At 73.1% G+C, this 23,585-nt stretch carries 15 protein-coding genes and 1 pseudogene; 9 read left to right on the top strand and 7 right to left on the bottom strand.

Annotation, left to right across the window (positions count from 1 at the left end):
• Nucleotides 1-412 precede the first annotated feature (412 nt).
• Genes ASF17_RS11250 through ASF17_RS11260 form a run of 3 tightly spaced genes read left to right on the top strand, consistent with a single transcriptional unit; the run spans nucleotide 413 to nucleotide 5,531 of the window.
• A complete protein-coding gene (locus tag ASF17_RS11250) occupies nucleotides 413-2,506 on the top strand; it encodes a glycosyltransferase family 2 protein (RefSeq protein WP_235476569.1) in 2,094 nt (697 codons plus the stop codon).
• Nucleotides 2,507-2,526: 20 nt separating this feature from the next.
• The gene (locus ASF17_RS11255; protein ID WP_055799669.1) at nucleotides 2,527-3,234 is read left to right on the top strand and encodes an HlyD family efflux transporter periplasmic adaptor subunit; all 708 of its coding nucleotides are present in this window, start codon (nucleotides 2,527-2,529) and stop codon (nucleotides 3,232-3,234) included.
• A gap of 59 nt (nucleotides 3,235-3,293) precedes the next feature.
• Nucleotides 3,294-5,531, top strand: coding sequence for a glycosyl hydrolase (locus tag ASF17_RS11260; RefSeq protein ID WP_055799672.1), 2,238 nt, complete (start codon nucleotides 3,294-3,296; stop codon nucleotides 5,529-5,531).
• Nucleotides 5,532-5,579: 48 nt separating this feature from the next.
• On the opposite strand, the gene ASF17_RS11265 is transcribed toward ASF17_RS11260, so the two are convergent.
• Nucleotides 5,580-7,160, bottom strand: a complete 1,581-nt coding sequence (locus ASF17_RS11265) for an outer membrane protein assembly factor BamB family protein (RefSeq protein ID WP_055799675.1) — start codon at nucleotides 7,158-7,160, stop codon at nucleotides 5,580-5,582.
• 372 nt (nucleotides 7,161-7,532) lie between these two features.
• Between ASF17_RS11265 and ASF17_RS15610 the strand changes: the two genes are divergently transcribed.
• Nucleotides 7,533-7,688, top strand: coding sequence for a hypothetical protein (locus tag ASF17_RS15610; protein WP_156357406.1), 156 nt, complete (start codon nucleotides 7,533-7,535; stop codon nucleotides 7,686-7,688).
• A 79-nt stretch (nucleotides 7,689-7,767) separates the two neighbouring features.
• On the opposite strand, the gene ASF17_RS11270 is transcribed toward ASF17_RS15610, so the two are convergent.
• Nucleotides 7,768-9,312, bottom strand: a complete 1,545-nt coding sequence (locus ASF17_RS11270; protein ID WP_055799678.1) for an outer membrane protein assembly factor BamB family protein — start codon at nucleotides 9,310-9,312, stop codon at nucleotides 7,768-7,770.
• A 206-nt stretch (nucleotides 9,313-9,518) separates the two neighbouring features.
• On the opposite strand from ASF17_RS11270, the gene ASF17_RS11275 reads away from it, so the two are divergent.
• Nucleotides 9,519-11,066 (top strand): APC family permease, encoded by a 1,548-nt coding sequence (locus ASF17_RS11275; protein ID WP_055799682.1) that lies wholly within the window; start codon nucleotides 9,519-9,521, stop codon nucleotides 11,064-11,066.
• A 44-nt stretch (nucleotides 11,067-11,110) separates the two neighbouring features.
• A complete protein-coding gene (locus tag ASF17_RS11280) occupies nucleotides 11,111-11,377 on the top strand; it encodes a hypothetical protein (RefSeq protein ID WP_055799685.1) in 267 nt (88 codons plus the stop codon).
• A gap of 2 nt (nucleotides 11,378-11,379) precedes the next feature.
• Here the strand turns inward: ASF17_RS11280 and ASF17_RS11285 are convergent, their stop codons facing one another.
• The 4 genes from ASF17_RS11285 to ASF17_RS11300 all read right to left on the bottom strand — a co-directional run bounded on the left by ASF17_RS11285 (nucleotide 11,380) and on the right by ASF17_RS11300 (nucleotide 18,961).
• A complete protein-coding gene (locus ASF17_RS11285) occupies nucleotides 11,380-12,051 on the bottom strand; it encodes a peroxiredoxin-like family protein (RefSeq protein WP_055799688.1) in 672 nt (223 codons plus the stop codon).
• Between the two features lie 199 nt (nucleotides 12,052-12,250).
• Nucleotides 12,251-12,949: a peroxiredoxin-like family protein gene (locus tag ASF17_RS11290; RefSeq protein WP_055800754.1), complete on the bottom strand. Its 699-nt coding sequence runs from the start codon at nucleotides 12,947-12,949 to the stop codon at nucleotides 12,251-12,253.
• 252 nt (nucleotides 12,950-13,201) lie between these two features.
• Nucleotides 13,202-13,978, bottom strand: a complete 777-nt coding sequence (locus tag ASF17_RS11295) for a DNA-formamidopyrimidine glycosylase family protein (protein ID WP_055799691.1) — start codon at nucleotides 13,976-13,978, stop codon at nucleotides 13,202-13,204.
• 3 nt (nucleotides 13,979-13,981) lie between these two features.
• Entirely contained in the window at nucleotides 13,982-18,961 is a 4,980-nt protein-coding gene (locus ASF17_RS11300) for an Lhr family ATP-dependent helicase (RefSeq protein WP_055800758.1), read from the bottom strand.
• Nucleotides 18,962-19,048: 87 nt separating this feature from the next.
• Here ASF17_RS11300 and ASF17_RS11305 point away from each other — a divergent pair, with 87 nt between their 5' ends.
• From ASF17_RS11305 to ASF17_RS11315, 3 genes are all read left to right on the top strand, one after another.
• Nucleotides 19,049-19,693 (top strand): FMN-dependent NADH-azoreductase, encoded by a 645-nt coding sequence (locus ASF17_RS11305; RefSeq protein ID WP_055799694.1) that lies wholly within the window; start codon nucleotides 19,049-19,051, stop codon nucleotides 19,691-19,693.
• Nucleotides 19,694-19,710: 17 nt separating this feature from the next.
• Nucleotides 19,711-19,917, top strand: coding sequence for a hypothetical protein (locus ASF17_RS11310; RefSeq protein ID WP_055799697.1), 207 nt, complete (start codon nucleotides 19,711-19,713; stop codon nucleotides 19,915-19,917).
• Nucleotides 19,918-20,052: 135 nt separating this feature from the next.
• Complete coding sequence (locus ASF17_RS11315) at nucleotides 20,053-21,033, top strand: aldo/keto reductase (protein ID WP_055799700.1); 981 nt, start codon at nucleotides 20,053-20,055, stop codon at nucleotides 21,031-21,033.
• Nucleotides 21,034-22,499: 1,466 nt separating this feature from the next.
• Here the strand turns inward: ASF17_RS11315 and ASF17_RS16150 are convergent.
• Nucleotides 22,500-23,426: pseudogene (locus tag ASF17_RS16150) on the bottom strand (phosphatase PAP2 family protein); the annotation flags it as partial.
• Nucleotides 23,427-23,585: the final 159 nt, after the last annotated feature.

Consider the following 23,585-nt stretch of genomic DNA (forward strand, 5'->3'; position numbering starts at 1 on the left):
ACGGGTGACATCGGCGGGTCCGCGGGTGACCGCGAGAGGGGTGACGGGTGACGCGACCCGCATGTTTCCGGGCTTCTCGGCCCGGTCGAATCGGTTCGCCCCCGGTGACCCCCGAACGGGGGGAGTGACGCCGTCGGGGCCGCCGCTACTGTTCTGACCAAGTCGCCGTGAGGTCCCCCGAAAGGCCCACACGTCGATCCGGTCACGAGGCGTCGCACCACCCCGACGCAGACGCTCTCACGACCACCGCCGATCCGGGATCACCCCTCCCGGACGGGGCTGGGACCGCTTACCCCGATCCCCTCCCCGACCCGTCGCCGCCGGTGTCGACGCCCTCACAGGTCGTCTCGTGGTGTGCCCTCACCCGTGTCGACCGCGAATCTCCGCAACCCGATGCAGGAGAAGAACACGCATGTCCCGAACCATGCGCGTCCGCGTGAGCGGCGCCACCACCAGTGAGACACCACCACCCGCCGCGGCCGCCCTGCGCGACCGCCTCGACGACCCGACCGTCGCTCCGCCCCCTCGATCGCCCGGCGCCCCCCTCTCGCCCCGCGGTCTGAGACACCTAGCACCCGCGAGCGACGGTCGGGTCGAGCCCCGCCACCCCCTGGGGCCCGACCACCCCGTCGGGCCCGACGACCCCGTCGAGCCCGAGCACCCCACCGAGCCCGCCCGGGCCGGCCGCGGCACAGAGCCCGACCTCGCCGCCCGGGCCGAGCCGCCGCACCCGGCGAAGCGGCTGACCTCCGACCACCACGCGTCGGTCGTCTCGCGCACCGAGGGCCGGGCGCACTCGCCGTTCATGGTGCTGCTCGTGCTGGCCTGCACGATGGGGATCCTGCTCTACGGGCAGTTCCTGCTGAACCCCGCGAATCGAGGCGACCTGCTGCCGTACGCGGCGGTGATCGTCGCCGAGGCGGTGCTCGTGCTGCAGGCGCTGCTGTCGATGTGGACGATCCTCTCGGGCGGTCAGAACCCACGCGACTTCGACTTCCACTCGACGCAGGACGGCCTCTACGACCAGCAGGCGATCGGCCGCCTCGGGGTCCGCGACCAGCCGCACCTGTGGCCGATGGCGATCGGCGGACGACCCGTCGTCGTCGACGTGCTGATCACGGTCTACGGCGAGGATCTCGCGAAGATCGCCCTCACCGTGCAGGCGGCCCTGTCGATGCAGGGCGCGCACCGCACCTGGGTCCTCGACGACGGCCGCAGCGACGAGGTCCGCGAACTCGCGGCGACCCTCGGCGCCCGGTACGTGAGGCGGCTGAGCGGCAACGGAGCGAAGGCCGGCAACGTCAACCACGCGCTGACCGTCGCGAAGGGCGACTACTTCGCGATCTTCGACGCGGACTTCGTGCCGAAGCCCCTCTTCCTGCACGAGACGGTGCCGTTCTTCGTCGACGACAAGGTCGCCTTCGTGCAGACCCCGCAGTCGTACGGCAACCTCGTCAGCCTGGTCAGTCGCGGCGCCGGCTACATGCAGGCGGTCTTCTACCGGTTCATCCAGCCGGGTCGCAACCGCTTCAACGCCGCGTTCTGCGTGGGCACGAACGTGGTCTTCCGCCGGACTGCCGTCGACAGCGTCGGCGGGATCGACACCGACTCCAAGTCGGAGGACGTCTGGACGAGCCTCCACCTGCACGAGGCCGGCTGGCGCTCGATCTACATCCCGCTGACCCTCGCGATCGGCGACGCCCCCGAGACCATCGAGGCGTACAGCAAGCAGCAGCTGCGCTGGGCGACCGGCGGCTTCGAGATCCTGCTGCGCCACAACCCGCTCAGCCCGCGCCGGAACCTCACGATGGATCAGCGGTTCCAGTACACGCTGACCGCCACGCACTACCTCACGGGCATCGCCCCGCTGCTGCTGATCATGGTGCCGCCGATGGAGATCTTCTTCGATCTGCGCCCGATGAACCTCCACATCTCGGTGCTGCAGTGGCTGCTGTTCTACTGCGGCTTCTACCTGCTGCAGATCGCGTTGGCGTTCTTCACCCTCGGCTCGTTCCGCTGGGAGGTGCTGATGCTCGCGTCGGTGTCGTTCCCGATCTACGTCAAGGCGCTCTGGAACGTGCTCTGCGGCAAGGACACCGCCTGGCACGCGACGGGCGGTCGGACGGCGTCGAGTCCGTTCGACTTCCTGATCCCGCAGGTGCTGTTCTGGGTGTTCCTGTCGCTGACGTCGCTCGTCGCGATCTGGCGCGACTACGACAACCGGGTGCTGACCCTGGCCACCGTGTGGAACCTCATCAACACGGCCGTCCTGACGGCGTTCCTGATCGCGGCCCTCAAGGAGGCGCGGGTCATCAGGCGGGCCGCCCGCCGAGGTGTGCCCGCGAGACCGTCGCCGAACGACCCCGTCCCCTCCGCCCCCGTGGTCGCGCCCCCGCTCCGCACCACCGTGGCCCGGCCCGCGCCCCGCACGCAGGAGGAGATCCTCGTGGTGATGTCGGAGGAGTCCGCGGCGCGCGCCTCCGGACGTCGGGCGGTGCTCTCATGACATGGGCGAACCGCCTCCGGATGACCGTCGGCATCCTCGTCGTCATCCTGCTCGTCGGCGTCTTCACGCTGATCTTCACGCAGCGCCAGGCGCAGGTGGTCAGCACGAGCGCCGCGATCGCAAGTCAGGACTTCACGGTCGGCGCCGACTACAGCGGCACGGTCACGAGCACCGAGGTCGAGGTCGGCGACGTGGTGGCGAAGGGCGACGAGCTGTTCGCGCTGCAGAGCCTCCAGCTGCAGAAGGACCTCGACGACGACATCATGGTGCCCGACACCGACGCGTACACGATCTCGGGCGACGGCACGATGACGTTCACGTCGACGGTCGACGGGACGGTCTCGCAGCTCGACGTCCGCGAGGGCGGGTTCGTCGGCTCGGGCACCGCCGTGGCCACGATCGAGCGGTCGGGCACCCTGTTCGTCGCCGCTGAGTTCACGCTCACCCCGCGCGACTACGAGCGGATCCAGGACGGCGCCGACGTCGACCTCATGCTGCCGAACCAGGTGGTCGTGCCGGGCAGCGTCGACCTCGTCAGCGTCGAGACGAAGGACGGCGCGGCCGCCGCGACCGTGCGCGTCGTCAGCTCGCAGCTGACCGAGGGCGCCTACAACGGCCTCGTCGCGAGCGGCACGCCGGTCGAGGCGACGATGCACCTGCGCGACGACGGGATCCTCGCCGGTCCGGTCGACACGGTGCAGGACTTCCTGCGTCAGATCGGGGTCTGAGCATCGCCCGGGCGGGCGGCGCCCGCGGGCTCGGCCGCTCCCTCGCCTCGGCGGCGGCCGTGGCGGCGGGGGCCCTCCTGATCGCGGCCTGCACCGCGGGCGACGTCCGCCCGGACGAGCGCGACGCCGACGCCGAGGTCTACCCCGCGGCGCAGGTCGCCCCCCTGATCGCGGGAGTGCCGTCGGAGGAGGTCGCCGCGCCTCCTCGGATGCGTCTGGCCGACGGCCTCGTGCCCCCGACGAACACGTGGTTCGCGGGTCTGGTCTTCGGCGAGACGCCCCAGCCGGTGTTCCCGTTCCCGATCTCGTTCGCCCTGACCGACACGGGCGTGACCGCCGGTCTGCCCCGCCCGGCCGTCTCGGCGACGTCGATCGTCGCGCCCGCCGTGACGGGGGCGACCCTCGACGTCGGCTCCGAGGAGGCGCGGGTCGCGTCGTACGACGAGGTCGCCGTCACCATCGAGCACCTCTCCGGCGGGGCCGTGCTCGGACGGACGACCGTCGCGCAGGGGTCGCCGATGGTGTCGTACACGGCCGCGGTCGCTCAGACGGACCGGCTCGGGACGGCGGTGTCGGGCCTGGAGGGCGCTGCCGCTGCCGCCGACGCCGGCGCTGCCGCCGACGCCGACGCCGACGCCGACGCGGGTTCGGGCACCGGCGCGGGCGCCGGGAGCCGCGGCACGTTCGAGGCCGGCGGCAGCTCGTGGGGGGTCGTCGTCGTGGGCGGCCGCATCGACGGCGCATCCGTCGAGCTCGACGCCGACGGGTCCATCGATCTCGTCGCCCTGCCCGACGGGGCGACGGCCGATCAGATCGCGATGCTGCTCGACACGGCCGCCTCGCCTCTGGTCGGGGTGCGGACGGCCTTCGGGACGTCCCCTGCCGATGGGGCGGGCGGCGGCGGCGACCCGACCCGCGCCTCCTCGGCCGTCTCGACGACCACGCTCGGCTACGAGACCGCGGCCGGCGGCGACACGCTCGTCGTCCCGGCGCCGCATCAGCTCGGATCGGGCCTCGAGGCGGCCGGGCTGACGAGCACCGGGCTGACCTACGAGACGATCCACGGCGCCGTGCCGCTGACCACGGGTTCGTCGCTGACCTTCGGGGCGCCGGCGCTCGAGGCGTCGGCCGAGCTCGACCTCGACTCGCTCGACGAGTCCGATCGCGACGAGCTGCGGCGGCGGCTGCGGGTCGACACGGCGCTGACGGGGGAGTTCCCGACCGACACCTACTACGGGGGCAAGGCCCTCTACCGCGCCGCGATGCTCTGGCGGCTCGCCGTCCAGCTGGGCGACGACGAATCGGCCGCGACCCTCGAACGCCTGGTCGTCGATCAGCTCGACCTGTGGACCGACCCCGACGGCTGCACCGTCCGCGCCCAGCAGTGCTTCGTCTACGACCCGACGGTGAAGGGGCTGGTCGGCCGCGTGCCGTCCTTCGGCTCCGAGCTGTTCAACGATCATCACTTCCACTACGGGTACCTGCTCACCGCGGCGGGCGTGCTGGGCCGCGACCGGCCCGACCTCGTCGCGCGCTGGGCGCCGGTGATGGATCTCGTCGCCGCCGACATCGGCTCGGGCTCGGCCAGCGGGGCGTTCCCCGACCACCGGGCCTTCGACGCGTACTGGTCGCACAGCTGGGCCAGCGGCTACTCGCCCTTCGCCGACGGCAACAACCAGGAGTCGTCGTCGGAGGCCGTCTCCGCCTCGTCGGGGCTCGCGCTCTGGGCCGCGGCCCGCGGCGACGACGCCCTCGGAGCCCAGGCGACCTGGATGCTCAGCGGCGAGGCCGCCGCGGCCCTCGCCTACTTCGTCGCCCCCGACCTGTCCGACCCCGCGCTCGCCGCCTACGACCACGAGATCGTCTCGCTGAACTGGGGAGCCAAGCGCGACTACGCCACCTGGTTCTCGGCCCAGCCGTCGGCGATCGCCGGCATCCAGCTGATCCCGCTCGACCCGACGTCGGTCTCGTACCTGTCGTCGGATGCGGCAGGAGGCGCGGAGCGGGTCCGCGCGATCGTCGCCGAGGCGCAGGAGCCCGGACCCGTGGCGCCGGGGGAGGCCGCGCCCGGTGGCGGTGACGCTGCCGGGGGTGCCGCCGCCGGGGGTGCTGATGCGCCGGGTGCTGCCGCGCCGCTGGGGGACTACGTGCTGATGTACTCGGCGCTCGCGGGCCCCGACGAGGCCGAGGAGGCGCGGGCCGCGCTCGCCGACCTGCCCGCGTCCGCCATCGACGACGGCAACTCGCGGACGTACGCCCTGGCCTACGTGATGAGCGCCGCCGCCCGCGCCCGCTGACGCGCGCCGCACCTCCTCGGCTCCGGCGACTCGCGCCGCGGCGGCCGCTCAGCCGGCGACGCGCACGTCGTCGATCAGGCGGCGGATCGAGCCGTCGGGCGCGATCTCGACGAGCGCACCGCCCCAGAACTGCAGGTCGGCGTCCGAGTCGAGGCGCCAGAGCGTGCGTCCGTCGGCGAGGTCGACGCCGACCACGGTCGAGAAGACGCGGTGCCCGGCGATGGCGTCCGAGGTGTCGCTGCCGGCGACGTAGGCGACCGAGCGCGACATCGCGACCACCGACGAGTCCGGCGGCACGTACGCCCGGACCCGCTCGGCTCCCGTCTCGGCGTCGAGCAGCAGCAGCGCGCGGTCGTCGGCCGGGTCGCCGAGCCCCGAGCGGGCGCTGAAGGTCTGGACGACCACGTCGTCGTCCCACCGGCCGGGACGCGGGTCGCTGACGACCGGGATGCCGCGGCTCTCCCCCGAGCGCTCGACCTCCCAGCGGTCGACGCCGGTCTCGAGGTCGGCGCAGTGCACGCCGCCGCGGTCCGAGAACGTGACGCAGTCGCCGGTGACGACCGGGAGGCGATCCTGGTCGAAGGGGCGCCGCCAGCGCTCCGTGCCGTCGGACGACCAGGCGGACACCTCGGCGCGCGATTCCATGCCCCGCCCGAAGTCGACCAGGAACACCGTGTCGCCGACCCCGTACGCCTGAGCCGAGGGCGACAGGCCGTCGGCCCACGGGCGCTCGTCGCCGGTCTCGCCGTCGATGACGGTGCCCGTGCCGGCGCTCACCACGAGCAGCCCGTCGTCGAGCAGCACGGACGAGCTGATGCCGCCCGTCTGCTCGTCCGACCAGATCGGGGTGCGGAGGTCGTCGCGGCTGTAGAGGAGGGTGCGCGGGCCGTCCTGCCCGCCGGCGAGGGCCTCGGCCGCGGCGCCGGCCAGGGGGTCGTCCGCGAAACCGTAGACGGGCGCGGGTGAGACGGAGACCAGCACGAGCCCGTCATCGGCGGCGTCGACGATCGGCATGGTGTCGTCGGACGTCGTGACGTCGGCGAGCTCGCCGGTCGCCAGATCGACGCGGGCGAAGCCGGACGCGCCCCGCCCGTAGCCGTAGAGACCCGTCGTGCTGACGATCGCATCGCCCCGGGCCTCGTCGACGAATGCGCTGAGCGTGCCGCCGCCCCCGCTGATCCCGGTGATGTCGACCGACCAGCGGACGGTGCCCGCCAGCGGGTCGAGACGCACGAGCCTCTCGGCCCGGCCGCGCTCGTCGTAGCAGCCGGTCTCGGTGTAGGCCAGCTGCGACGAGGTCGACACGAGCACGTCGGCGCCCACCGAGGCGAGCACCGAGTAGGTGAGGCAGCCGTCGTCGACCTCGGGGAGCCCGAGCGCGGCCGTCGTCAGACGCCACGACCCCGGGGTGGGGCGGTTGCGCAGCTCGTCGACCAGGAGGCCGTCGACCGGGCCGCCGGACGCCCCGCCCGTCGGGTAGCCGGGCTGCGCGGCGAGACCGAGACCGACCACGGCGACGGTCGCGACGACGAGCGCCGTGGCCGACACGACGAGGCGGCGCCCGAAGGAGGCGCGGTGCCAGCGGGCGCGGAGGGTCCCGTCGACGGGACGGTCGCGCTGCTCGCCCACCCGCGCCTCCTCGGTGCCTCGTCGTCGTGCCTCGTCGTGCGGTGTTGTCGTGCTGTGCTGTGCTGTGCGGTCGTGCGCTGCGGCCGTGCGGTGCCGCCGCGCGGTGCGGTGCGGTGCGGTGCGGTGCGGTCGTGCGGTGCCGTGCGGTGCTGTCGTGCGGTGCCGGGTTCAGCGTACGGCCGGTGGTGCGGGGCTGTTCCGGTGGTGCACGCGGACCGGTGGCGACCGCGCGGAGAGGCGGTGACGGCCGCGGGTAGGCTGATCCCCGCCCGATCGCCCCGCCCCTGACCTGCCCCGCCCCTGCCCCGGAAGGCCATCCCCATCGACGTCCTCATCATCTCGATCCTCGCGGTCGCCGCCGTCGCGCTCATCGTGATGCAGGCGGTCTACCGGAGGCGCGTGCTGCGTCGGCGCGAGGCCGCGGGTCAGACCGTGCTCGGCAAGGGGCCGTTCATCCTGCTCGGGGTGATGGCGCTGTTCTTCGTCTTCGCCGTCTTCGTGTTCCCGGCGCTGGTCCGCGCCGGCTGACGCCCGCCCGGCCTCCGCTCGCGCCGGCTGACGCCGCGCCCGCCGCACCCGCCCGCGCCGGCACAGGGGGAGGTGCGGCTCAGCCGAGCGGCGGCGTCGCGTCGTCCGCGGTCGGCGGCACCACCTCGGCCCGTGTCCGCAGACCGTGGGCGACCCCCTCGGCGTCGACCGACACGAGCGTGCCGGCCCAGAGGTCGAGCGTGCCCCGCGAGGGCGAGCGCTCCTGCCAGAGCGTCCGCCCGTCGGACAGGTCGAACGCGGTCATGATCGTCTGCGAGAAGTCCTGGCCGATGTACGACGAGGCGAACCCGACGGTCCGCGACAGGCCCGTGAGGAACGCCTGGGACGGCACCTCGGCCGAGAACGTCGTCGCCCCGGTCAGCGGCGAGAGCCCCAGGATCGTGGCCGGGTCCTCGCCTTCGAGATCGGCCGAGCCGGCTTCGCGCGAGTCGAGGTGCACGACGACCGCCGAGCCGCCGATCAGCTGCTGGTACGAGTCGATCTGCGCCGAGTAGCCCTCGTCGAGCGTCACCCGTCGCTGCCAGCGCTCGCCGCCGTCGCTCGCCTCGAGGCAGCGGAACGTCGACGGCGGGTCGGTCACCAGGACGCAGTCGTCGGTCACGGTCACCTGCCCGTCGAGCGCGAGCGGGGTCGTCCAGACGCGGTCGCCCGAGCGGTCGAGCGCCACGGCCTCGCGGTCTCCGTCTCGGGTGGTGACGGTGACGACGAGCAGGTCGTCGACCGCGCCGGCGTTCTCGAGCACACCGATGTCGCCCGGCACCGGATGCGCCTCGCCCGTCTCCGTGTCGACGACCGTCGGATCGCCCTGCGACTCCGCCTCGACCACGAGGAACGACCCGAGCAGGAACGGGTTGCCGTAGACGCCGAGCTCGCCGCTCCAGATCGACCGGTCGGGGTCGTCGAGGTCGATCAGGCGGTACGGGGTCGCCTCGCCCGAGTCGTACTCGAGGCCCTGGCCGTCGTCGGTGACGCGCTCCGGCGGCTGCAGCGCGACGAGCAGTCGGCCGCGCGAGATGCCCACCGCCTGCTCGATGGGCGCGGTCGGGTCGTCGGCCGGGCCGATGACGTCGCCGAGCACGGTGCCGGTGTCGAGGTCGACCCGCAGCACCCGCGACGCGAGCGAGGTCTGCCCGATCACGGTGCCCCGTGAACCGTCGTCGTCGACGACGACGTTGAGGTACGAGCCGGCCTCGTCGAGTCGCGACGTGAGGTCGAGCACCCAGCGCACCTCGCCCGTGGTCGGGTCGATGCGGGCGAGCAGGGCGACCGGCGACTCGCACCCGTCGTACGCCGTCGCGGTGCTCGTGACGAGGGCGTCGTCGTCGATGCGACCGGCGGCGCGGAACCCCCGGCACCCGGCGGGAAGACCCGGTTCGGCGAGCGTCGCCAGGTCGGTGCTCCACAGCTCGCTCGTCGGGGCGAGGCGCAGGTCGTCGAGCAGCTCGTCGTCGTCGGACCACTCGGGGTAGACCGGCTGCGAGGCGACGCCGAGCACGGTGACGAGCGCGGTCGCGACGAGCAGCGCGACGGCGAGCCCCGTGAGCCGACGACCCGGGGAGGCGCGGTGCCAGCGGCCCCGCAGCCCACCCGTCTCGTGCTCCATGCCGTCATCGTACGAGGGTGGGCGGGGCGCTCGCGGCGTGCGGGGCGAGGGGTGTGGAGAACCGGCGCCGCGCCTCCTCGGCCGGTGTCCCGAGACGGCGACCCGCGCCTCCTCGGCTGCGATCGCCTCGTCACGGGGTCGCACCTGCTTGTATGCTGACGCGTCGTCCCCGGACGGGGGTCGACACCGGCGAACCAGGAGACGACATGGCGAACCCCACGCCCACCCGCGGCCCGCGAAGCCTCTGGCGCACGAAGTCGGTCGAGTCGTCGATCGCCGACTCGAACCTCGCCGAGAACGGCCTGAAGCGCACGCTCGGCACCTGGGACCTCACGCTCATGGGCGTGGCCGTCGCCGTCGGTGCGGGCATCTTCTCGGTCGGCGCGAACGCCGCCGCGAACTACGCCGGGCCCGCCGTCACCCTGTCGTTCGTCCTCGCCGCGCTCACCTGCGGCCTCGCCATCATGTGCTACGCCGAGTTCGCCTCGACCATCCCGGTCGCGGGCAGCGCGTACACGTTCACCTACGCGACGATGGGCGAGTTCCTCGCCTGGATCATCGGGTGGGACCTCATCCTCGAGATGTTCACCGCCTCGGCCGTGCTCGCCAAGTACTGGGGCGTCTATCTCGCGTCGGCGTTCGAGACCTTCGGCATCGGCATCCCCGCGACCTTCATGCTCGGCGGCATCGAGGTCAGCTGGCCCGCGTTCCTCATCGTCGCCGTGTTCACCGCTCTGCTCGTCGCGGGCACGCAGCTGACGGCCCGCGTCGGCGCCGTATTCACCATCATCAAGGTCGCGATCGTGCTGTTCGTGATCGTCGTCGGCTTCTTCTTCGTCCGCGCGGCGAACTACACGCCGTTCGTGCCCGCCGCCCAGCCGAGCACCACGGGCGCCGGCGCCAGCGACACGTGGTCGCAGTCGATGTTCTCGTTCATGACCGGCGCCGCCCCCGCTCAGTACGGCGTCTTCGGTCTGCTGGCCGCGGCGTCGCTGGTGTTCTTCGCGTTCATCGGGTTCGACGTCGTCGCGACGAGCGCCGAAGAGGTCAAGAACCCGCAGAAGACCCTGCCGCGCGGGATCTTCCTGGGCCTGGCCGTCGTCACCGTGCTCTACGTGCTCGTCTCGATCGTGCTGACCGGCATGGTGTCGTACCGCGACCTCGCCGGCGAGGAGGACCCGTCGCTCGCGACCGCGTTCCGTCTGGTCGGCGCCGACTGGGCCGCCGGTGTCATCTCGGTCGGTGCGCTGGCCGGTCTGACCACGGTCATCATGGTGCTGCTGCTCGGCCTGTCGCGCATCGTCTTCTCGATGAGCCGTGACGGTCTGCTGCCGCGCTGGCTCGCGAAGACGAGCCCGACCCGCAAGACCCCGGTGCGCATCCAGGTCATCGCCGGCACGGTCGTCGCGTTCGTCGCCGCCTTCACCGACGTCGGCGTGCTCGAGGAGATGATCAACATCGGCACCCTGTCGGCCTTCGTGCTCGTGAGCATCGGCGTCATCGTGCTGCGTCGCAAGCGCCCCGATCTGCCGCGGGCGTTCCGCGTGCCCCTGTCGCCGGTTCTGCCGATCCTGTCGGCCGCGCTGTGCGTGTGGCTGATGCTGAACCTGACGACGCTGACCTGGGCGCGGTTCGCGGCCTGGCTCGTGCTCGGCGTGATCGTGTACTTCGCCTACGGACGCCGGCACTCGCGCGTCGGCCGCGGCGAGGACGCGGCTCCGGTCGAGCAGGGCGCCGAACGCGGGCGCAGCTAGCGTCGAAGCGAGAAAGAGGGAAGCTGCGCATACGTGAGATCCGTATGTTCCCCGAGATCGGCGAGTCGTCGGTCTTCTGGGAGGCCCGCGGGGATGACATCGATCCGTCGGCCGCCGAGCTGGGGCTCTCCCAGTCCCTCGCAACGGCGCTCGCGGATTGGTACGCCTTCTGGAGCGAACACTCCGATCCCTTCCTCGGGTGGGACTCCGCCGCGAACGCGCATGACTTCCTCCATACCGGGGAACTCCTGCGCGAAGCGGTGCAATTCGAACTGGGCGACGATTTCGCCGTCTCTCGCTTACGCGGGTGAAGCTAGAGGACGCCGAGCTCGAGCAAATCGAGGGTCTCGAGCACGAGGGAGACCTCGGTGCGGCTCGTGTAGTCGGTGTGGACGTCGACGAAGACCACGCGCCCGTCGCCGTCGATGACGAGCACGGTCGGGAACGGGATCTCGGCCGAGCCGCCGATGTTGCTGTCGGCCATGTCGAAGCCGAGCTCGCGGTGCGCGCCGCGGGCCTCGAAGCTCGGCTCGGTGGCGATGCCCAGCGCCCGGCTCAGCACGTTGCCCGGGTCGGACAGCACGGTGAACTCCAGGTCGCCGGCCGCGACGGACTCCTCCGAGCCTGCGGGCGACTGCGGGCTGATGGCGACCAGCTCGACGCCGCGGGCGCGCAACGCCGGGAGGAGGTCGTCCTGGTAGGTCTTGAGCGTGATGTTGCAGTACGGGCACCAGGCGCCGCGGTAGAAGACGACGACCGCGGGAGCCTCGCCGATCGCGTCGATGAGCGCGATGTCACGACCGGTGGGGGTGAGCAGCGAGGCGTCGACGATCTGGTCGCCCACGCGGACGGCGTCGGCCGGGATGCCGAGCGATCGCAGATGCGCCTGCTCGGCCTCGAAGACGGCCTCCAGGTCGGGGCCGATCTCGGCGTTGAAGGTCCGCTGGAAGTCGGCGACCTGCTCGGAGATGTCCTGGGACGACATGGGGTCCTAACGGGTCGGCGCTCGATGAGACCCCTGATCGTAGTCGAGCGCGCGCAGCCGGGCCCGCCGGGTGGCCGCGGGGCGACTCCGCGGGAGGCGAGGCCCCGTCGAGCCGTCAGCTCTACGGCGAGCTGTCGCGTCGCGTGATGCGAGCGGATCGGGGAGGCGCGGTGTCCGGTCGACCCGCGCCTCCTGCCGGTCAGGCCTCGGGGGACTCGGGAGCCTCGAGCAGGTCGAGGGCGGCGATGATCTCGTCGACCTCGGTGCGGGTCGTGTAGTCCGTGTGGACGTCGGCGAAGACGACCGTGCCGTCGTGGTCGACGACGAGAACGGTGGGGAACGGGATGTCGCCCGTCGCGTCCGCGTTGCTGTCGGCGACGTCGAAGCCGAGCTCGGTGTGGACGGCGCGGGCCTCGGCGCTCGGCTCGGTGCGGATGCCGAGCGCGCGGGCCAGGACGTTGCCGGGGTCGGAGAGCACCGGGAACTCGAGGCTGCCGTTCGTCACGGACGCCTCCGAGCCGTCGGGCGTCTGCGGACTGATGGCGACGAGCGCCACCCCGCGCTCGCGCAGACGCGGCAGCAGCTCGGCCTGGTAGGTCTTGAGTGTCAGGTTGCAGTAGGGGCACCAGGATCCGCGGTAGAAGACGAGCACGGCGGGGCCCGCCCCGACCGTCTCGGCCAGCGAGACCTCGGCGCCCTGCGGGGTCAGCAGCGTCGCCTCGACGACGGTGTCGCCCGGCTGGACGGCGTCGGCGGGCACCCCGGCGGCGCGGAGGCCGCTCTGCTCGTCGTCGAAGACCTTCGAGAACTCGGGGCCGATCTGCGCCGTGAAGCCCTCGTTGAACTCGTTCACCTGATCGGCGATGCGGGGCGTGGTGGCGGATCCGGTGTTCGACATGGTCGTCCTCTCGACGGTGAGCGGCACGTCGGGTACGCGCTGTTCAGGTGCGGATGATCGTAGGCAGGCGAGCTGGGGACGGGGCTGCGGCGCGTCACGCGGCGTCACAGAGCGGTGCGCGGGGTCGGCCCGTCCGGAGGCGGGCCGGGTCAGCGCTCGCAGGACGCGGGCCGGGTCAGCTCCGCCTGGACGCGGGCCTGGTCAGCTCCGCCTGGACGCGGGCCGGGTCGGCTTCGGCAGGTGCGGGCCGGGTCAGCTCTGGCAGTGAGGGCACCAGTACGTGTCGCGCAGCTCGAGCTCGCTCTCGCCGAGCGTGCCCCGGAGGATCTTCGTGCCGCAGCGCAGGCACGGCTTGCCGGCCCGCCCGTACACCCAGTCGGTGACCCCGCGGAGGTTGCCCGTCGTCGTGCGGTCGACTCTGTCCCGGTTGGCGAGGATGAGGCGGTGGGCGAGGTCGATCAGCTTCACCCGGTTCTCGACGTCGCCGACGGGACGGGTGGGCAGCACGCCGCGCAGGAAGCAGAGCTCGTTGCGATAGACGTTGCCGACGCCGGCGAGCACCCGCTGGTCGAGCAGGGCGAGCCCGACCTCGCGCGCGGGGTCGGCCTCGAGGTTGGCGAGGGCCGCCGCGGCGTCCCAGTCGGGGCCGAGCAGATCGGGGCCGAGGTACGAGACCACGCTGTCGTCCGCGTCGCGCGCCACGAGCTCGACGAGTCCGAGGTCGAAGCCGACCGCCACCCAGTCGGCGGTCTCGAGAACGACCCGTGCCTGGTACGCGGGGCGACGCCACTTCGTGCCGTGCCGGTAGACGTGCCAGGAGCCCTCCATCTTGAGGTGCGTGTGCAGGGTCAGATCGCCGATGTGGTGCAGCAGGTGCTTGCCCCGGGGGATGACGCCGTCGACGACCTCGCCGGTCAGGTCGACGGTGGCGAAGGCGGGCACGCGGAAATCGGTCGCGGTCAGCGTCTGGCCGCGCAGCACCTTGTCGAGGTTCGTCGCGGCCCGGTAGACGGTGTCTCCTTCGGGCATCGGTCACGACCTCAATCGGATGCCGCTGGGGGTGGGGGCGAAGCCGGCGTCGCGCAGGGCGTCGCCGAGAGGCGTGCCGAGGACGAACTCGCCGTCGACGCGCTCGATGGCGAGCTTGCCGAGCCGCGTGCGGACCGTGCGGGCCAGCGACTCGGCGGCCAGGGCGAGTTCGCGCTCGTCGGGATCGCCGAAGGTCAGCACGGTCTTCCCGCCGCGTTCGACGTAGACGGTCAACCGGCCGTCGACGAGCACGACCAGCGAGCCGGCCTTCCGCCCGGGGCGGTGACCGGCCTTCTTCTTCGTGCCCGGAGCCGCGCCGACGGTCGGGTCGGAGCCCTGCCGGTCGCCGCCGGCCGAGGAGGCGCGGGTCGTCGTCGCAGCGCCCGCCGCGTCGCCTCGGGCCCCGGCTCCCGTCGCCGTGGTCGCCGCCGCAGCGGAGGCCGCCTCGGCCGCCGCCGCCGCGACGCGGGCGGCCTCGTCGGCGGGGGCGCCGTCGAGCGTCTGCCCGGGCCAGGGCAGGGCGGCGCCGTAGGGGTTGGCGGGGTCGGTCGCGGCCAGGGTGACGACCGGGATCTCGAGCTGACGACCGGCTGCGACGAGGGTGTCGTCGTCGCGTCGGTCGCCCTCGTCGCGGATGAACGAGCGGAGCCGGTCGACGGTGGGGCCGGTCGCGAACTGCGCGGCGCCGAGCCCTTCGATGAAGTAGCCGCGGCGGGCGCGCCCGGTCTCCTCGAAGCCGCTCAGCACCTTGTACGCGGTCGAGAAGCCCCCGCGGACGCCCTCGTTGACGACCGCTCCGCGCGTGACGACCCCGTGGCGCTCGAGCAGGATCTCGGCCGTCGCCGCGGCGCGGATCGTGCCGTCGGGTTCGGCGAGGGGCAGCAGCGACCAGCGGCCCCCGACCGTGGGCGGGCCGGCCTGGCGGGGCATCGCGACCCGGCCCCGGCTGCGGTACGACGACCGCGACCGCGTGGGGGTGCGCGGTCTCGGCGTCTTGCCGCCGCCGACCTGGGTGCGCAGGGGCGCGAAGGTGTCGTTGGTGATCTGACCGGCCCAGACCAGCTGCCAGATGGCGGCGACCAGCGATTCGTCGTCGGTGCTCCCGACGGCGTCGGAGAGCTGCCGGAAGAAGTACGCGCCGCCGCCGGCGAGTGCGGCGAGCACCTCGCGCTGCAGGTCGTCGGTCTCGGCGCCCGAGGGTTCGGGCAGCGTGACCTGAGCCCCGTCGGCGAGGTGGAGGCTCACCCAGCCGTCGTTGCCGGGCAGGGTGCCGGTGCCCGACCAGATGATGTCGCCCGTGGCCGTGAGCTCGTCGAGCATGGCGGGGCTGTAGTCGGTGATGCGGGCGGGGAGGATGAGCGACTCCCAGGCGGAGGCCGGCAGCGAGACGCCGCTGAGCTGGTCGACGACCTGCAGCACGCCGTCGAGTCCGCGCAGCCCGGAGCCCTTCAGCCCGGTGGCGACGTGCTGCCAGGCGGGAAGGAACCTCCCGAGCGTCTCGGGCGCGACGGGTTCGACCTCGTGACGGAGCGCCGCCAGCGACTTGCCGCGCAGACGTCGCAGCACCTCGGCGTCGCACCACTCGCTGCCCTGCTGGCGGGGGCGGAACTCGCCCTCGACGACGCGACGCTGGGTGGCGAGCTTGCGGAGGGCGTCGAGGACGACGGCTGCGCCGAGTCCGAGCCGCTCGGCGACCATCGCCGACGTGAACGGGCCGTGCGTGCGGGCGAAGCGGCCGACGAGATCGCCGAGCGGGTCGTCGACCGGCTCGACGAAGGCGGTGGGGACGCCGATGGGCAGGGCGACCCCGAGCGCGTCCCGGAGGCGCGAGGCGTCTTCGATGCCGGCCCAGCGCACGACGCCGCCGTGGGTGAAGCGCAGCACGCGGTTCGACCAGGCGAGGTCGGTCAGCGCGGTCTCGAGGGCGCGGTGCGCGTCGTCGCGGGCGGCGACGTCACCGGCCACGAGGGTGACGGCGAGCCAGCTGCGGTCGATGATCTCGTCGGTGGTGAGCGGGCCGAGCAGTCGCAGGAGGTCGACGACGCCCTCGATGTCGCGGGCACGGCGGTCGGGGGCGAGCCGCTGCAGCTCGAGCTCGTGCTGATCGATGACGTCGGCGTCGAGGAGCTCGCGCAGCTCGGCGCGACCGAGGAGCTCCTGCAGGAGCGTCGAGTCGAGCGAGAGCGCGGCGGCGCGGCGCTCGGCGAGGGGCGAGTCGCCTTCGTACATGAAGGCCGCGACGTAGCCGAACAGCAGCGACCGCGCGAACGGCGACGGCACCTCGGTCTCGGTCTCGACGATGCGGACGGTCCGACTGGCGAGGTCGCGGGTCAGGCTCATCAGCGCGGGCAGGTCGTAGACGTCTTGCAGCACCTCGCGGACGGCCTCGAGGACGATCGGGAACGAGGGGTACTTGCGGGCGACGTCGAGCAGCTGCGACGACCGCTGACGCTGCTGCCAGAGCGGTGAGCGCTTGCCGGGGTTGTACCGCGGCAGCAGCAGGGCGCGGGCGGCGCACTCGCGGAACCGCGACGAGAAGAGCGCCGAGCCGCCGACCTCCTCGGTGACGATGTCGTCGAGATCGTCGAGTTCGAACGAGAACAGCTCGGCCCCGGGAGGCTCGGCGTCGGTGTCGGGGATCCGCACGACGATGCCGTCGTCGGCCGCCATGGCCCCGCCGTCGACGCCGAGCTGATCGCGGATGCGCGCCGACACCGCGAGAGCCCAGGGGGCGTGGACCTGCATGCCGTAGGGGGAGTGGAGGATGAGCCGCCAGTCGCCGAGCTCGTCACGGAACCGCTCGACGACCAGGGTCGTGTCGGTCGGCACGTACGACCCGGCGGCCTTCTGCTCTGTCAGGAACGCGATGAGGTTGCGGGCCGCCCGCTCGTCGAGCCCGCCCGCGGCGACCCGCGCCGTCGCGTCGGCCTCGTTCGAGTTCGACAGCTCGCGGATGTAGCCGCCGATCGCCTTGCCGAGCTCGGCCGGGCGACCGATGCCGTCGCCCTTCCAGAACGGGACCCGCCCCGGCTGCCCGTAGGCCGGCGAGACGAGCACGCGGTCGTGGGTGATGTCCTCGATGCGCCAGCTCGTGGCGCCGAGCGCGAAGACGTCGCCGACCCGCGACTCGTAGACCATCTCTTCGTCCAGCTCGCCGACGCGCGCCGCCTTCTCGCCGACCATGAAGACGCCGAAGAGACCCCGGTCGGGGATGGTGCCGCCGCTGGTGACGGCGAGACGCTGGGCGCCGGGTCGCCCGGTGAGCGTGCCGTGCACGCGATCCCAGACGATGCGGGGTCGGAGCTCGGCGAACTCGTCGGAGGGGTACTTGCCGCTCAGGAGGTCGAGCGTGGCGTCGTACGCCGACCGCGGCAGGGTGGCGAAGGGGGCGCTGCGCCGGACGGTGTCGTACCACTCGTCGGCGTCGAGCTCGTCGAGCGCCACGGCGGCGACGGTCTGCTGGGCGAGCACGTCGAGCGGGTTCGTCGGCACGCGCAGCTCTTCGATGAGACCGGCCACCATGCGCTCGGCGGCGACGGCGGAGTGGATGAGGTCGGCCCGGTGCTTCGGGAACAGCACGCCGCGCGACGTCTCGCCGACCTGGTGACCGGCGCGGCCGACGCGCTGCAGACCGCTGGCGACCGAGGGCGGCGACTCGACCTGGATGACGAGATCGACGGCGCCCATGTCGATGCCGAGCTCGAGCGAGCTGGTCGCCACCACGCAGCGCAGCCGACCGCTCTTGAGGTCGTCTTCGATGAGAGCGCGCTGGTCTTTCGACACCGAGCCGTGGTGGGCACGGGCCAGCAGGGGGTCGGCGCCCGAGGTCTGCCCCGAGCCGCCCATCAGCTGGGCGGGTGCGCCGCCGCCGACCGATGGATTGCGGGCCGGCGGGGAGGGCGCGAAGGGGTCGACGGCGACGTCGGCACCCGCCTCGGACGTGTCGCCGGCCGCATGACCGCCGTCGGCCCCGAGCTCCGCGGCGGCCCCGCCGACCGCGACGAGCTGACCCCGTGCGTCCTCCGTCGCCCGCGCGGCGGTCTCGAGGTCGCCGCCCTGCCTCTCGATCCAGATGTCGTTGAGGCGGGCGGTCAGACGCTCGGCCAGGCGGCGCGAGTTGGAGAACACGATGGTCGACCGGTGCGCCGAGATGAGATCGACGATGCCCTCTTCGACGTGCGGCCAGATCGACCCCTGCGGGGCGGCGCCGGCGGCGGACCCCTCGAGGGGTGCGGCGGTGCCGAGCTCGGTCATGTCGTCGACGGGGACGACGACCTTGAGGTCGAACTTCTTGTCGGCCCGCGGGTTGACGATGGTCACGGGCGCCGGGCCGGCCAGGAACCGCGCGACCTCTTCGGGCGGGCGCACGGTGGCGCTGAGCCCGATGCGCTGGGCCGGCTCGTCGAGCAGCGCGTCGAGCCGTTCGAGCGAGATGGCCAGGTGGGCGCCGCGCTTCGTCGACGCGACGGCGTGCACCTCGTCGATGATGACCGTCTGCACGCCCTTGAGCGTCTCGCGTGCCTGCGAGGTCAGCATCAGGTAGAGCGACTCGGGTGTGGTGATGAGGATGTCGGTGGGGGTGCGGGCCAGCCGACCCCGGTCGCTCGAGCTCGTGTCGCCCGAGCGGACGCCCACGGTGATGTCGGGCGCCTCGGTGCCGAGTCGCCGAGCCGTCTGCGTGATGCCGACCAGCGGCGACCGGAGGTTCCGCTCGACGTCGACGCCGAGGGCCTTGAGCGGCGAGATGTAGAGGACCCGCGTGCGGTGCAGCTTCTCGTCGGGCGGCGGAGACGACGCCAGCGAGTCGATGGACCAGAGGAACGAGGCCAGGGTCTTGCCCGAGCCGGTCGGCGCGATGACGAGAGCGTGATCGCCCTGGCTGATCGCCGTCCAGGCGCCCTCCTGCGCGCGGGTCGGCGCGGCGAAGGCCCCGCGGAACCACTCTCGGGTGGCGGGGGAGAAGCGGTCGAGCACGTCGGTCATCGGTGCCATCTTGCTCCGGACCACCGACATTCCGCCTCGCGCACCTCCTCGGCCGGCCCTGTCGGTGGCCCCGGCTACGGTGGTCGCATGCCTGAACTCCTGCACATCGACTCGTCCGCCGACCTCGCGACCAGTCGGTCGCGGGCCATCACCGGCGCCTTCGCCGACGCCTGGCGCGATCTCGGCGACGACCACACGATCACGCGCCGCGATCTGCACGTCGACCAGCTGCCGCATCTCAGCGACAGCGCGCTGCACTGGCCGCCGCGCCTGCGTCAGCCGGGCGACGCGCCCGACCCCGCGCACGAGGCCCTGCAGCAGACCCTCATCGCCGAGCTGATCGCCGCCGACGTCGTGCTGATCGGCGCGCCGCTCTACAACTACTCGGTGCCCTCGACGCTCAAGGCGTGGATCGACAACATCCATCTGCCCGCCGTGACGGCGCCGTTCGACGGCGACGACCAGCAGCCCCTCGCCGGTCGCCCCGCCGTCATCGTCACGAGCCGCGGCGGCGTCTACGACGTCGGCACCGACACCGAGGGGTGGGACCACGCGACCCCCGTGCTCGACATCATCCTCGGGAAGACCCTCGGCATGTCGCTCGAGGTCATCGCCACGAACCTCACGCTGAGCGATCGCCTGCCCATGCCCGAGGGCTCGCGCGAGCGGGCCGAGCGCGAGTTCGCCGAAGCCACACGGGCAGCGGTCGAGGCCGCCCGACGTCTCGGCTGACGGCCGGTGACCCGCCCGTGACCCGCCGAGGAGGCGCGGCGCTCCGACGAGGGCAGCTGGCCGTCAGCAAGGTGCTCGCCTTCGTGTCGGCGCTCGCCCTGCTCGTCGGTCTCGTCCGCATCCTCCAGGCGCACGTCGTGGCGGGCGCCGCCTTCGTCATCATCGCCGTCGCCCTGATCGCGGTGGCGTTCGCGCTGGCCCGGGCGGCGACCCGGCGTCGCTGACGCGAGCAGCGCCTCTCCGGGCGGCGACCCGGCGTCGCTGACGCGAGCCGCGCCTCCTCGGGCGGCGACCCGGTCTGGGTAGGTCGAGCCGCGCCTCCTCGGCCCGGTGTCGGCGGCACCGCCTACGCTGGCGGCATGCACAGTCGCACACTCGGCCGCACCGGCCGCGAAGTATCCGTCATCGGCCTCGGCACCTGGCAGCTCGGCGCCGACTGGGGCGACGTCAGCGAGAGCGATGCGCTCGACGTGCTCGGCGCCTCCGTCGAGTCGGGCGTCACCTTCTTCGACACCGCCGACGTCTACGGCGATGGCCGCAGCGAGCAGATCATCGGCCGGTTCCGCGCCTCGAACCCCGACGCCGACATCACCGTCGCGACGAAGATGGGTCGCCGCCTCGACCAGCTGCCCGCCAACTACGTGCGGCAGAACTTCATCGAGTGGACCGACCGCTCACGGCGCAACCTCGGCGTCGACACCCTCGACCTCGTGCAGCTGCACTGCCCGCCCACCCCGGTCTTCGAGAGCGACGCGGTCTACGACGCCCTCGACGAGCTCGTGGCGAACGGGGCGATCGCCGCGTACGGCGTCAGCGTCGAAGAGACCGCTCAGGCCCTCACCGCCATCGCGCGTCCGAATCTCGCGACGGTGCAGATCATCCTCAACGCGTTCCGGCTGAAGCCCCTCGACGAGGTGCTGCCTCGCGCGCAGGAGGCCGGGGTCGGCATCATCGCGCGGGTCCCGCTCGCCAGCGGTCTGCTCTCGGGCAAGTACACGACCGCGACGACCTTCGCCGAGAACGACCACCGCAGCTACAACCGCAACGGCGAGGCCTTCGACCAGGGCGAGACCTTCAGCGGCGTCGACTTCGAGCAGGGCGTCGCGGCCGCGCAGGAGTTCGCCGAGGCGGTCCCCGACGGCGTGACGGTTCCGCAGGCGGCGCTCGCCTGGGTCGTCGACCAGCCCGGCGTCAGCACCGTGATCCCGGGGGCCCGCAACGTCGAGCAGGCTCGCGCGAACGCCGCGGCCGGTGATGTCGTGCTCGACGAGGGGCTCGACTCCGAGGTCGTCCGCATCTACGAGAAGTACTTCCGCGAGGCCGTCCACCCGCGCTGGTAGCGCCGCTGGGCCGTACGCCGCTGAGCGCCCGGGCGGCGCCGGGTCGCACTTCAGTCGCGGAGCCCTGCCGCGCCGGGGGCGAGCCGCCCCACACCTCGTATTCGGCGTGACACCCCGAGATCGCGGGGTGTGACGCGGGTTCCGGGGTGTGGGGCCGCGATTCGGCCGCGGGGGCGGTACACGCGCAACGTGCGGGTGCCACCGGGTCATGCGGCGGCGCCGGGCGCTCTGCTGTGCCGCAGCTGCCAGGCGTGCTGCTGGCAGGCACGTCACACCTCGTATTCGGCGTGACACCCCGAGATCGCGGGGTGTGACGCGGGTTCCGGGGTGGTGGGTCGTGGATCAGCCGCGGGGGCGGTACACGCGCAACGCCCGGGGCAGCAGGCGAACCTCGTAGCGGTACCCCTCGACGACGGGGGACCGGCGGCCTCGGCGCCGCAGCTGCCAGGCGTGCTGCTGGCAGGCACGTCACACCTCGTATTCGGCGTGACACCCCGAGATCGCGGGGTGTGACGCGGGTTCCGGGGTGGTGGGTCGTGGATCAGCCGCGGGGGCGGTACACGCGCAACGTGCGGGTGCCACCGGGTCATGCGGCGGCGCCGGGCGCTCTGCGGCGCCGCAGCTGCCAGGCGTGCTGCTGGCAGGCACGTCACACCTCGTATTCGGCGTGACACCCCGAGATCGCGGGGTGTGACGCGGGTTCCGGGGTGGTGGGTCGTGGATCAGCCGCGGGGGCGGTACACGCGCAACGCCCGGGGCAGCAGGCGAACCTCGTAGCGGTACCCGTCGTGCTCGGCGGTCTCGGGCAGCGAGGTGTCGCCCTCGCCGTCGTGCGCGATCGCGGGTCGGGGCGCCCCCGCGACGGTGACCGCGAACCGCGACGTCACCTCGGTCGAGAACGCCTCCTTCTCAGGCAGGAGACCGAGGAGGCGCAGGGTCGCCGTGCTCCTCGGGCCGAACGCGAGCGATGACAGCGCCCCGATCCGGCCGAGTCTCGAACCGGACGACAGCGTGCGCACCTCGAGCGAGCCGTCGTCGAGGGCCCGGCGCCGCATCGGCGAGACGACGTCGTCGTCGTTGCGCCCGACCCCGACGAACACAGACCACGCCGTACGCGCAGCCCCCTGGCGCACAGAGCCACCGCGGCCCTCCACGTCACCGCCACCGCGGCCCACCGCACCGACGCCGGCCGCATCACCGCCATCGCGGCCCACCGCATCGCGGCCCGTCGCACCGGCATCCGACGCACCAGCGTCACCGCGGCTCGCCGCATCGTCGTCTCGCTCGATGGTCACCGTGCGCCCCCGTCGCAGGATCTGCACCCCGGACACGAGCCCGGCCACGCGCTTGCCCAGGCGCCCCTCGAGACGGTCGCGCTCGGCGAGGTAGTCGGCGTAGACGCCCAGGGCCGTGGCGTTGATCGCGAGGTGGTGCGGCTCGCCGTCGACGTCGACGGCGGCGACGTCCACGCGGGCTCCCGAGCCGGCGGACAGGGCGGCGACCGCCGCGTCGACCGAGTCGGTGCCGACCGCACGGGAGAAGTGATCGAAGGTGCCGCCGGGCACGACGAGCAGCGGCAGATCGTGTTCGAGCGCGACCCTCGCGGCGGTCTCGACCGTGCCGTCGCCGCCGACGACCGCGAGCACCCGCGGGGGGTTCCGCCGCCGCAGTTCGGCGGCGACCATCTCGCCGAGGTCGGTGTCACCGAGCGACCGGTAGCGCGCCTCCGGAAGCCGTCTGCGCAGCAGTGCGACGGGGTCTCGTCGACGAGCAGCCCCCGACGCCCCGTTCGAGACCACGAGGACGCCCTCGCCGCGCGACGACGCGGGCAGCTCGATCGGTTCGCCGGCCAGAGCGGCCGGGCCGGCCGGATGCGCGGGCACGGGCAGCACGAGGCGCCCTGCGACGGCGACGCCGGCGCCGAGCAGCGCCCCGCCCACGACGTCCGAGAGCCAGTGCGCCCCGACCTTCAGTCGCGAGTACGAGACGGCGGCCGCCAGCGGGGCGAGGACGAGACCGGTCCGGGGCGACTCGAGCGCCACCCCGGTGACGAACGCCACGGCGCTGGCCGTGTGACCCGACGGGAACGAGGCGCTTCGCGGCTGACGACGCAGCTGACGAGCGATGGGCACGTCGTCGAGCAGAGGGCGCGGACCGCCGATCAGGTTCTTGCCGACGGCGTTGGCGATGAGGCTCGCCATGCCGAGTGAGAGGGCGCCGCGCGACCCGGCCCGCCGGTCGCCGACGAGCAGCAGCACAGCGGCGGTCGTCAGCCAGAGGGTGCCGTGGTCGGCGGAGTGCGAGAGGCGCTTCCAGGCCCGGTCCGACCGCGGGTGCCGCTCGCGACCGTTCATCAGGTGCGCGGCGGCGCGATCGACACGGCGGACCCCCATCGGCAGCGTCAGGAGAGGGAAGAGCCGTCGCCGAGCGGCAGGGACGTCATGGTCGGGGAGCACGCGTCCACCGTACCCGGGCGCGCCTGGCCCCCCGGCGAACCGTCATCGCGGCCGTGCGCGACGCCGAGGAGGCGCGGCGGGGGAGGGAGCACCGCA

The organism is Frigoribacterium sp. Leaf263 (assembly GCF_001422285.1).
GTDB lineage: Bacteria > Actinomycetota > Actinomycetes > Actinomycetales > Microbacteriaceae > Frigoribacterium.